This window comes from Kitasatospora sp. NPDC015121 (genome assembly GCF_055562955.1).
This window is the reverse complement of record NZ_JBVHEH010000002.1, coordinates 448,358-459,286: the sequence shown is the minus strand read 5'-3', so window position 1 is coordinate 459,286 and position 10,929 is coordinate 448,358. Positions and strand designations below refer to the sequence as shown.

At 74.5% G+C, this 10,929-nt stretch carries 9 protein-coding genes; 5 read left to right on the top strand and 4 right to left on the bottom strand.

Going from position 1 to position 10,929, the window contains the following annotated elements; genetic code table 11:
* Window positions 1–142: 142 nt before the first annotated feature.
* Both ACZ3J7_RS04005 and ACZ3J7_RS04000 read right to left on the bottom strand, forming a co-directional pair.
* The gene (locus ACZ3J7_RS04005) at window positions 143–1,915 is read right to left on the bottom strand and encodes an ABC transporter ATP-binding protein (RefSeq protein ID WP_465616544.1); all 1,773 of its coding nucleotides are present in this window, start codon (window positions 1,913–1,915) and stop codon (window positions 143–145) included.
* 100 nt (window positions 1,916–2,015) lie between these two features.
* Window positions 2,016–3,941 carry an ABC transporter transmembrane domain-containing protein gene (locus ACZ3J7_RS04000; RefSeq protein ID WP_465616542.1) on the bottom strand — a complete coding sequence of 642 codons (1,926 nt, stop codon included), beginning with the start codon at window positions 3,939–3,941 and terminating at the stop codon, window positions 2,016–2,018.
* Window positions 3,942–4,274: 333 nt separating this feature from the next.
* Here ACZ3J7_RS04000 and ACZ3J7_RS03995 point away from each other — a divergent pair, with 333 nt between their 5' ends.
* Window positions 4,275–5,150 (top strand): aldo/keto reductase, encoded by an 876-nt coding sequence (locus tag ACZ3J7_RS03995; protein ID WP_465616540.1) that lies wholly within the window; start codon window positions 4,275–4,277, stop codon window positions 5,148–5,150.
* Between the two features lie 189 nt (window positions 5,151–5,339).
* On the opposite strand, the gene ACZ3J7_RS03990 is transcribed toward ACZ3J7_RS03995, so the two are convergent.
* Window positions 5,340–6,164, bottom strand: coding sequence for a MarR family winged helix-turn-helix transcriptional regulator (locus ACZ3J7_RS03990; RefSeq protein WP_465616538.1), 825 nt, complete (start codon window positions 6,162–6,164; stop codon window positions 5,340–5,342).
* Between the two features lie 483 nt (window positions 6,165–6,647).
* On the opposite strand from ACZ3J7_RS03990, the gene fabG reads away from it, so the two are divergent.
* The 4 genes from fabG to ACZ3J7_RS03970 all read left to right on the top strand — a co-directional run bounded on the left by fabG (window position 6,648) and on the right by ACZ3J7_RS03970 (window position 9,518).
* Window positions 6,648–7,433, top strand: coding sequence for a 3-oxoacyl-ACP reductase FabG (gene fabG, locus ACZ3J7_RS03985; protein ID WP_465616536.1), 786 nt, complete (start codon window positions 6,648–6,650; stop codon window positions 7,431–7,433).
* A 147-nt stretch (window positions 7,434–7,580) separates the two neighbouring features.
* Window positions 7,581–7,772, top strand: a complete 192-nt coding sequence (locus tag ACZ3J7_RS03980) for a hypothetical protein (RefSeq protein ID WP_465616534.1) — start codon at window positions 7,581–7,583, stop codon at window positions 7,770–7,772.
* A 383-nt stretch (window positions 7,773–8,155) separates the two neighbouring features.
* Complete coding sequence (locus ACZ3J7_RS03975; protein WP_465616532.1) at window positions 8,156–9,163, top strand: phosphatase PAP2 family protein; 1,008 nt, start codon at window positions 8,156–8,158, stop codon at window positions 9,161–9,163.
* 79 nt (window positions 9,164–9,242) lie between these two features.
* Window positions 9,243–9,518: a DUF6343 family protein gene (locus ACZ3J7_RS03970; protein ID WP_465616531.1), complete on the top strand. Its 276-nt coding sequence runs from the start codon at window positions 9,243–9,245 to the stop codon at window positions 9,516–9,518.
* A gap of 10 nt (window positions 9,519–9,528) precedes the next feature.
* Here the strand turns inward: ACZ3J7_RS03970 and ACZ3J7_RS03965 are convergent, their stop codons facing one another.
* Window positions 9,529–10,920, bottom strand: coding sequence for an aspartate aminotransferase family protein (locus ACZ3J7_RS03965; RefSeq protein ID WP_465616529.1), 1,392 nt, complete (start codon window positions 10,918–10,920; stop codon window positions 9,529–9,531).
* Window positions 10,921–10,929: the final 9 nt, after the last annotated feature.

Genomic DNA, 10,929 nt, shown 5'->3' with positions numbered 1-10,929 from the left:
TTTTTCCGCCCTCCCACCCCGGTTGGGGGGGGGGGCCCCCCCTCCGGGGGGCCCCCCCCCCGGCCCCCCCCCGGGGGGGGGGGGGGGGGCCCCCCCCCCCCGCCCCCCCCCCCCCCGCCCCGCGTCCTCCCCCGCCCCCGCGCTACCGCTCGTCGCGCCAGGACTTCCAGAGCGCCGCGTACGGTCCGCCGGAGGCCACCAGCTCGGGGTGCGAGCCGTACTCGGTGATCCGGCCCCGCTCGACCACCGCGATCACGTCGGCGTCGTGCGCGGTGTGCAGCCGGTGGGCGATCGCCACCACGGTGCGCCCGACCAGCACCCGGGAGAGCGAGCGCTCCAGGTGCCGGGCCGCCCGCGGGTCGAGCAGCGAGGTCGCCTCGTCCAGCACCAGGGTGTGCGGGTCGGCCAGCACCAGCCGGGCCAGCGCCAGTTGCTGAGCTTGGGCGGGCGTCAGCGCGGTGCCGCCGGAGCCGACCTCGGTGTCCAGCCCGTCGGGCAGCGCGTCCACCCAGCCCTCGGCGTCGACCGCGGCGAGCGCCGCCCGCAGCTCGGTGTCGTCGGCCCCGGCCCGGGCCAGGTGCAGGTTGTCCCGCAGGGTGCCGACGAAGACGTGGTGCTCCTGGTTGACCAGCGCGACCTCGGTGCGCACCCGCTCGGCCGGCATCCGCGACAGCTGCGCCCCGCCGAGCGTGACCCGGCCGCGGCCCGGCGCGTAGATGCCCGCCAGCAGCCGGCCGAGCGTCGACTTGCCCGCCCCCGAGGGCCCGACCAGCGCGACCCGGCTGCCCGGCTCGACGTCCAGCGTGATGTCGCGCAGCACGTCCGTCCCCTCGCGGTAGCCGAAGCTGACCTGCTCGGCCGCGACCCGGCGGCCGTCCGGGCGCAGCGCCTCGTCGGTCTCCGGCTCGGCGACCTCGCGGACGCCGACCAGCCGGGCCAGCGAGGTCTGCCCGATCTGCAGTTCGTCGTACCAGCGCAGGATCCGGGAGACCGGGTGCACCAGGGCCTGGGCGTACAGCACGCCGGTGGTCAGCCGGCCCGGGCTGACCCAGCCGTGCAGCGCGAACAGCCCGCCCAGCACCAGGGTGCCGAGCACGGCCAGCGCGTAGGTGCCGTCGACGGTGGGGAACCAGACGCTGCGCAGCCAGAGCGTGTACCGCTCCCACCCCACCCAGTCCCGGATCTTCCGGTCGGTCAGCTCGACCCGGCGCCCGCCCAGCCGCAGCGCCTCGACCGTCCGCCCGGCGTCGACCGTCTCGGCCAGCACGGTGTTGACCGCCGCGTACCCGGCGGACTCGTGGCGGTAGGACTGCGGGGCCCGCTTGAAGTACCAGCGGGAGGTGCAGACCAGCAGCGGCAGGCCGAGCAGGGCGGTGGCGGCCAGCAGCGGGGAGGTCACCAGCAGGGCGCCGAGCACCAGCGCCACCGAGACCACGGCGACCACCAGTTCGGGCACCGCGTCGCGGACCGAGCGGGCCAGCCGGTCGATGTCGGTGGTGCCCCGGGAGACCAGGTCGCCGGTGCCGGCCCGCTCCAGCACGCCGAGCGGCAGCCCCACCGAGCGGACCAGGAAGTCCTCCCGCAGGTCGGCCAGCACCTCCTCGCCGAGCACGCTGCCGCGCAGCAGCGACAGCCCGGTGAACACCGACTGGACCACCAGCGCCGCCAGGTACCACCCGATCGCGGCGGCGATCCGCCCGCCGCCACCCGGCCCGGACAGCGACTCCACCAGCGCCCCGAGCACGGCCGGCCCGACCAGCCCCGCCACCGTCGCCGTCCCGTGCAGGGCCACCACGCCCGCCAGCCCGCCGCGGTGGCGCCGCAGCAGCATCCGCCCGTACGCCCGCACCGCCTTGGTGGAACCGACCGGCAGCGTGGCGGTCAGCTCCTGCTCGTGGATCTCCGGGGGCTTCACGCGGTGCTCCTTCGACTTCGCTGCCCGCCCGGGCAGGGGACGTACGGACGTGGGAGGTGCGGACGTGGGAGGTGCGGGCGGTGCCTGGGGCGGCGGCCGGTCATTCGCCGCCCCCCGCCAGGCCGAACCCGACCGGGTCGTCCGCGCCGGCGCCGGCGGCCACCGCCCGCGGCTCGCCGGGGGCGTCCTCGTCCCGGGTGACGACCGCGCGGTAGTGCGCGTCGTCGGCCATCAGCTCGCGGTGGGTGCCGCTGGCCGCGACCCGGCCCCGCCGGAGCAGCAGGACGGTGTCGGCCTGGTCGAGCAGCAGCGGGCTGGTGGCGAAGACCACCGTGGTGCGCCCGGCCCGCAGTTCGCGCAGGCCGACGGCGATCCGCGACTCGGTGTGCGCGTCGACCGCGCTGGTCGGTTCGTCCAGCACCAGCACCGGCGGGTCGGCCACCAGCGAGCGGGCCAGCGCGAGGCGCTGGCGCTGGCCGCCGGAGAGCGAGCGGCCGCGCTCGGTGATTCGGGCCGCCATCGGGTCGCCCGCGCACTCGGGCGAGCCGTCGACGAGTGCGTCCAGCGCGTCCTGCGCGCGGGCGGCGGCCAGCGCGGCGGCGGGGTCGACCCGGCCGGAGCGGGGGACGTCGAGCAGGCCGGCCAGGGTGCCGGAGAGCAGCACCGGCTCCTTGTCGTGGACCAGCACCGCCGCCCGGGCGGCGGCCAGCGGCACCCCGTCCAGCTCGACGCCGCCGAGCCGGACGGAGGGTTGGGCCCGTTCGTCCTCGGCGAGTGCGGGCCGGCCGCCGAGCCGGGCCGCCAGCTCGCCCGCGACGTCCGGGTCGCCGCAGACCACGGCGGTCAACCGCCCGGCCCGGGCGGTCAGCCCGCTGACCGGGTCGTGCAGGTCCGACCGGGCGGCCCGCCGCACCAGCTCGGCCTCTCCCGCCGGGCCGTCGGCACCGAGGTCGGCCGCCGGTCCGTCAGCACCCGCCGCGGCCGAGGAATCTGACGCTCCGTTACGACTGTTTTCGGCCATCGGCGTGCCGTCCCGGGTCAGCGAGAGCACCTTCACCGCCCGCCCGGCGGAGACCCGGGCGACGCCCCAGGCCCGCGCGGCCTCGCCGATGACCCGCAGCGGGGCGGCGAGGAAGGCGGTGGCGCCGTAGACGGCGATCAGCTCGCCGACGCCGATCGAGCCCTCGCGGACCAGCCGGGCGCCGTACCAGGTGACGCCGATGACGAACAGGCCCGGCAGCAGCACCTCCTGGGCCTGCAGCACCGCCCAGGAGCGGGCGGTGCGCACGGCCGCGGCCCGGACCCGCTGCGAGGCGGCCCGGTACCGGCGCAGGAACAGCTCCTCGCCGCCGATGCCGCGCAGCACCCGCAGCCCGGCCACCGTGTCGGCGGCCAGCGCGGAGGCCTTGCCGCCGAGCGCCCGCTGCTCGGTGTAGCGCCGTTCGAACGGCGCGAGCAGCGGCCAGACCACGACGGCCAGCACGGGCACCCCGAGCAGCACGGCCAGGCCGAGGGCGGGCTGCCGCCACAGCACCACCGCGCTGACCCCGAGCCAGGCCAGCACCGCGCCGTACAGCCGGGCGGTGAGCTCGACGAACCAGCCGATCTTCTCGACGTCGCCGCTGGACACGGCCACGATCTCACCGGTGGAGATCCGCCGGTTCAGGCCGCCGCCCAGGGCGGAGGCCTGCCGGGCCAGCAGCTGGCGGACCTGGGAGGCGGCGTGGATCCAGTTCCACACCACCTGGCGGTGGAGCAGCACCGTCATCGTGGTCTGCACGCCGGACAGCAGCAGCGCGAGCAGACCGGCGGCCAGCAGCGCCCGGCCGTCCCGGTCGATGACGGCCTGCACGCCGCGGCCGACGGCGACCGGCAGCGCGGCCATGGCGCCGAGCTCCAGCGTGCTCCACAGCGTGGCGAGGCACTGGCCCCGGCGCTGGGCACGGCCGAGCCAGCGCAGGAAGGCGTGGGGTGAACTCAGGTCGGGGCGGCCCGGATCGGACAGCGGCAGGGGGACGAGCGGCATGGTCGCTCCGTTACGGGGTGGGACGGGGCATGGAGGAGGGGCGGCCCGGCCGGGAACCGGCGGCGGGGCGCCTCGGCCGGTGCCGGGACGGGGGCAGCGGCGCGTCGGAGGTGCGCGGCGGAAGGGGTGTTCGGCTCGTCACATGCGGCGAGCCTGTCCGTCGCGGTGTGACGCACGCAACAGGTTTTCCGGCGGATCGGCCCGATCCGGCCGCCCGTCCCGCCTGCTTTCATCCGTTCCGGGGAACCCCCCGGCCACGGGAATAGACCGTTGTTCGCCGCCGTTGCCACCGCTTCGGAAGCATCGGAAGCAAACCGAAGGGCACCCCTTCCCGTGACCAGCACCCCCGCAGTACCCCAGGTCCCCGCGATCACGCTGAACAACGGCGTGCGGATCCCGCAGCTCGGCTTCGGCGTCTGGCAGGTGCCGGACGCGGAGGCCGTCCCCGCCGTGCGCACCGCGATCGAGGCGGGCTACCGCTCGATCGACACCGCCGAGATCTACGAGAACGAGGCGGGCACCGGCCAGGCGGTCCTCGAGTCCGGCGTCGCCCGCGACGAGCTGTTCGTGACCACCAAGCTGTGGAACTCGGGCACCGTGGACTGGTCCGGCGAGCAGGGCCGCGACCGGGTGCTGCGCGCCTTCGACGCCTCGCTCGGCCGCCTCGGGCTGGACGTGCTGGACCTGTACCTGATCCACTGGCCGCGCCCGATGCACGGCAACACCTTCCTGAACATCTGGCGCGCCTTCGAGCAGCTGCACGCCGAGGGCCGGGTCCGCGCGATCGGCGTCTCCAACTTCCGCGTGCCGGACCTGCGGCTCCTGCTCAAGGAGGCCGAGGTGAAGCCGGTCCTCAACCAGATCGAGCTGCACCCGTACTTCCCGCAGGCCGAACTGCGCGCGCTGCACGCCGAGCACGACATCGCCACCGAGGCCTGGAGCCCGCTGGGCCAGGGCAAGGACCTGCTGGCCGAGCCCGCCCTGCTGGCCGTCGCCGCCAAGCACGGCCGCACCGCGGCCCAGGTGGTGCTGCGCTGGCACCTGCAGTCCGGCGTGATCGCCATCCCGAAGTCGGTCACCCCGGCCCGGATCCGGGAGAACCTGGACGTCGCGGGCTTCGAGCTGGACGCCGAGGACCTCGCGGCGATCGCCGGCCTCGCCACCGAGCAGCGGATCGGCCCGGACCCGGCCGGTTTCGACTGGAACTGACCGCCCGCCGCCGACCGCCCGCCCTGGCCTCCCGCCGGTGACGGTCGGCGGAGCGGAGAACCCGGAAGGGGCCGACACCACCAGGTGTCGGCCCCTTCCCGGTGCGCCCCGGCGGTGCCGCGTTACCGGCCGGGGCACGATCGCCGCCGCGGGACCAGGGGGATCACCGGGCAGCGCTCTGCAGAATCGTTACAGCCGGGCCGCCTTGCCGAGCAGCGCCAGCGCCCGCGCGTGCTCGTGCGGCTCCAGCGGAGCGAGCAGCGCCTCCTGGACCTCGCGGACCCCGGCGGTGGAGCGGTGCAGCAGCTCCTGGCCGGTCGGGGAGAGCGAGAGCAGGTTGCGGCGCCCGTCCGAGGGGTCGCGGCGGCGCAGCACCAGGCCGCGCCGGACCAGCCGGCTGACCATCTCGGCCATCGTCGCCTTGTCCAGCGACGCCAGCTCGCCGACCGTGCGCTGGTCGGCGCCCGGTTCGGTCTCCAGCGCGTCCAGCACCGCGTACTGAGGAGCCGTCAGCTCGGTGCCGACCTTCTCCGACCAGAGCTTGGTGTGCACCTGCTGGGCGACCCGGATCAGGTAGCCGATGGCCCGCTGGGCGTCCAGCGTCGGCCGGGCGTCCGCCATCACGGCGACGGCACCCGGCTCCAGCCGGGCTATCCGGGCCATGAGCTGGACGATTTCCAGCTGCTCGTCCGGGCTCAGCGGCTCGAACAGGGTCCGCTGGACCCGGACCACGCCGCCGGTCGCCTCGCGCACGGCCTGAGCGCCGCTCTGCGAGAGGGCCAGCAGCTTGCGCCGGCCGTCGGCCGGGTCGCGGCGACGCAGCACCAGGCCGCGCCGGACCAGCCGGGCGACCATCTCGGCCATCGTCGCCTTGTCGAGCGAGGCCCGTTCGCCGACCGTGCGCTGGTCGGCTCCCGGCTCGAGTGCCAGTACCAGCAGCACCGCGAACTGCGGAGCCGTCAGCTCGGTACCGACGTATTCGGACCACAAGCGGGTGTGCACCTGCTGGGCCACGCGGATGAGGTGACCGGGCGACTGCTGCAGTCGGCCGGGCACGCGGGTTGTCGGGATCTCCCCCAGCACCATGAAATCCGTCCCGGTGTCACGCTCGGGTGTGTGTGGGACACCCGAGCGGGGCAGTAACGGCGAGTGAGCATCCCGCTGTGAGTAAGGACGCGTCGGCCGTGCAGCCGGTGGCTGCTGGCGCACACTATACAAACGGTCGGCCTGGACTGGCAGGTAGGGGCGCAGAGTAGTCGCAGGATCGGCGAAGTTGGCATATTTCCCCCGTATGTCGGGACCACGCCCAACCCGGTTCACCCGCTCGGCCGCTTTCCCCCCTCACCCTCCGTCACCTGCGGCGCTGCCCCTGTCGAGAAACCCTACCCGTCGGTAAGGTTGTCGGGCTGAGCCCCGCGCAACTCATTTATTTCTCATCGACGGGTCTCCGGCCCGCGCCGGTCCCGTCGTCCGACTTCGAGAGAGACGAGTACGAAGATGACCGAGCAGAGCACGTCCGTGACCGCCGGCACTCCGGCCCGGGTGGCGGTGGTGACGGGTGCGGCCCGTGGGATCGGCGCCGCCACCGCGCTCCGGCTGGCCGCGGACGGTTACGCCGTCGCCGTGGTCGACCTGGAGGAGTCCGCCGCCAAGGGCACCGCCGAGGCGATCGAGGCCGCGGGCGGCCGCGCGCTGGCCGTCGGCGCGGACGTGTCGGACGCCGAGCAGGTGCAGGCCGCGGTGGACCGGATCGCCGCCGAGCTCGGCGCCCCGGTGGTGCTGGTGAACAACGCCGGTGTGCTCCGCGACAACCTGCTGTTCAAGATGTCCGAGTCCGACTGGGACACCGTGATGAACGTGCACCTCAAGGGTGCCTTCCTGATGACCCGCGCGGTGCAGAAGCACATGGTGGCGGCCGGCTTCGGACGGGTCGTCAACCTCTCCTCCTCCTCCGCCCAGGGCAACCGCGGCCAGGCCAACTACTCGGCCGCCAAGGCCGGCCTGCAGGGCTTCACCAAGACCCTGGCGATCGAGCTCGGCAAGTTCGGCGTCACCGCCAACGCGGTCGCCCCGGGCTTCATCGCCACCGACATGACCGCGGCCACCGCCGCCCGGGTCGGCATGGAGTTCGAGGCCTTCAAGCAGGCCGCCGCCTCCGCCATCCCGGTCCAGCGGGTCGGCACGCCGGACGACATCGCGCACACCATCTCCTTCCTGGCCTCCGAGGGCGCGGGCTTCGTCTCCGGCCAGGTGATCTACGTCGCGGGCGGCCCGCTCGACTGACCCGGCCCGCCGGGCGCTCGTGGTGCGCCGCCCCGTGGCCGGGTCCAGACTCGATGGCAGACCTCCCGCCGCCGACCCCCGGCGGCGGGCGCGCCCCGTCGCGGGGCCGGCCCGGGCCCCGCGGCGCTCCACCCACGGAGGATCTTGATGACCGATTCCACGGACAGCGAGTCCGAGCCGACCCCGGACCACCTGCTGCACACCGGGGCGGAGCACCCGGTCGACCCCGAGGACCTGGTGATGGCCTCGGGCCAGACGCCCACCCCGGAGCTGGTCGAGAAGGCCAGGAAGGACCTGGAGGAGCACGGCGCGGCAGCCGTCGAGCGCCTCCTCCCCTGAAACCCGACAGCCCCGGCGGGGCCTCCGCACCCCGACGCCCGACGGCCCCGGCGGGCCTCCCGGAGACCCGTCGGCAGCCGCTCGGCGGCGCCCGCTCGACCCGGCGGCCGATTTCCCCCACGACCCGGAAGTGACCGGCGTCACGGAAATCGGCCGCCTCATTCGTTCCCGCACCACCCGGCGAAAGTCCGGTGAAACTACCGGAATACAGCGTTCCGGTGCACGGCGGAGCGTGATTTCCCCCACTTCCCGCTCCTTTCCCGCCCGGCCGCCTCCGACCCTGAACTGCCCGTATGGAGGAACGGCGGACGACGCGTCACCACGGGGTGACAGATCCGTCGAATACCCGGGGGAGCACGGGGCCGACCGGTAATGTCGAAGCCGTGCCAGCCGAACCCGAATACCGCGAGAATCAGATATCGACCACCCCGCGCCCGGTTCCGGTCCGATCCGGACACGAATCCGCCACCGGAGCGATCGAATCCGGTCCCCTGTCGATCAGTCGGCGGCACGCCCTGCTCTTCGGCCTGGTCGGGCTGCTCTACCTGGCGGTGGTGCTGGCCATCCTGTACGACTCCCCGCTGGTCGACCTGGACTGGTACCTGCAGCAGCTGCGCCCCTACAAGCGGTGGCCCGAGGCCCTGCCCTACCTGGACATCTGGGTGGTCGCGGGGCAGCGCGGCCCGACCGCGATCGCGGCCTGCCTCTGGCTGGGCTGGCGCTGCTACCGCTCGCACTCGGCCCGTCCGCTGCTGGTGATGGGCACGGCGCTGCTGCTGCTGAACCTCACGGTCGGCGGGGTGAAGATCCTCACCGGCCGGCTGGGCCCGCACTACGCGCACTACGTGGGCTCGCCCGAGCTGTTCTCCGGCGGCAGCATCTTCCCCTCCGGGCACACCGCGAACGCCGTGGTCACCTGGGGCGTGCTGGCCTACCTGGCCACCCGCTGGCGCCGGACGGGCACCGCGCTGGCCGCGCTCACCGCGGCCTCGATCGGGCTGACCACCGTCTACCTGGGCACCCACTGGATCTCGGACGTGTTCGCCGGCTGGGCGGCGGGCGCGCTGGTGCTGCTCGCGCTGCCGCTGGTCGAGCCCGCGCTGGCCGCGCTGGACCAGCGGGTGCTGGCGGCCTGGCACCGGGAGGGCCGCTTCGCCCGCCCGGCCGCCCAGGCCCCGCGCCCGCGCCCGGCGGCGGCCCCCCGCCCGTCCTGGCCGCCCCGGCCTCAGCCCGCCCAGGCCCGCTCCACCACACCGTCCCGGACCGCCAGGTTCAGCCGGTCCGAGCGGTACTCCATGGTCAGCAACGCGTCCGGCGCCACCGCCCGCACGGTGCGCCAGCCCCGCTCGGCGGCCAGCGCCCGGGCCCGTTCCACCGGCAGCCCCAGGTAGTCGTCCGTCTCGTCCATCGCCCCGCCTCCCCGCGTCCGAACAGTCCTAGGCTGGAAGGGTACGAGGGAGGCGGATGCCCATGCGACGCGCCAGGACTCCGAAGGTCTGGCTGAGCGGGACGGAACCGGCCACCGCGCGCAGCGACCTGAAGCTGCGGTTCCTGCTGTCGGTGCTGTTCCTGCCGTTCTTCGCGCTGTGCACGGCCGGTTTCGCGGTGTGGGCGGCGCTGGCCTCCCCGCACGGCGCGCCGAGCAGCGGCACGCTGACCGTGTTCGCGGTGGGCTGCGGGGTGCTGACCCTGCTCGCGGCGGCGGACCTGTGGGTGGTGGTCCGCCGCCGCCGCACCGAGCTCTGAGCACCGCGGCTCAGCGCGAGCCGACCGCCTGCTTGACCAGCGTCCGCCCGAAGTCCCACATCAGGCCGCTGCCGCGGTGCGCGTCGTCCATCACCTCGGTGAAGGCGTCGACGAAGCGGTCGACCTCCTTCTCGGTGACGATCAGCGGCGGGATCAGCTTGATCACCTCCAGGTGGTCGCCGGAGACCTGGGTGAGGATCCGGTGCCGCTGCAGCAGCGGAACCACCACCATCTGCGCGAACAGGCCCTTGCGGGCGGCCTGCAGCGCCGTCCAGCCGGTGCGCAGCTTGAGCGACTTCGGCCGGCCGAACTCGATGCCGACCATCAGCCCGCGCCCGCGCACCTCGGCGAGCAGTTCGTACCGCTCGGTCAGCGCCGCCAGCCGGGTCCTCAGCAGTTCGCCGACCCGGGCGGCGTTCTCCACCACGCCCTCCTGCCGCATCACGTGCAGGGTGGCCAGGCCGGCCGCCATCGCCTGGGCGTTGGAGCCGAAGCTGGCGGAGTGGACGAGCACCCGGTCCATCGAGGAGTAGACCTTCTCGAAGATCCACGACGCGCCGAGCGTGGCGCCGATCGGCACGTACCCGCCGGAGAGCGCCTTGGCGGCGCACACCAGGTCGGGCCGGACGCCCTGCTCGGCCTGGTAGGCGAAGAAGGTGCCGGTGCGGCCGACGCCGGTCTGCACCTCGTCGCAGATCAGCAGCGCCTTGTGGGCGTGCAGCAGTTCCTGGGCGGCGGCCAGCCAGCCGGGCGGCGGGGCGAGCACGCCCTTGCCCTGGATCGGTTCGACGATCAGCGCCGCGACGTCGCCGCGCTTCAGCTCCTTTCTCAGCGCGTCCAGGTCGCCGAGCGGGATCGCGGTGTCGGGCAGCAGCGGGTCGAAGCCCCTGCGGAAGCCCGCCTCGCCGTTGACCGACAGCGAGCCGGCGGTGAGGCCGTGGAAGGCGTGGTCGCAGTACAGGACGCGGCGCTTGCCGGTGGCGTACCGGGCGAACTTGAGCGCGGTCTCGACCGCCTCGGTGCCGCTGTTGCCGAAGAACACCCGGTCCAGTCCGGGGGCGTGGGCGATCAGCTGCTCGGCGAGCAGGCCGGGCAGCGGGGAGCAGTCGAAGCGGGTCAGGTCGGCCGTCTCCAGCTCCATCACCTGCCGGACGGCGTCCCGGACGGCGGGGTGGTGCCGGCCGAGCGCGAAGATGCCGAACCCGGCGAGCATGTCGAGGTACTCGTTGCCCTCGGCGTCGTAGAAGTACGGGCCGCGGGCGCGTTCGTAGTACCGGTCGAAGCCGATGGTGTGCAGCACCCGGGGCAGCTGCGGGTTGAGGTAGCGGGCGTGCAGCTCGTAGCGCTCGCCGCCCCGGGCGTCGAGCAGGGCGGCGAGGTCGAGCGGTTCGGCCTGGGTCACTCGGGTTCT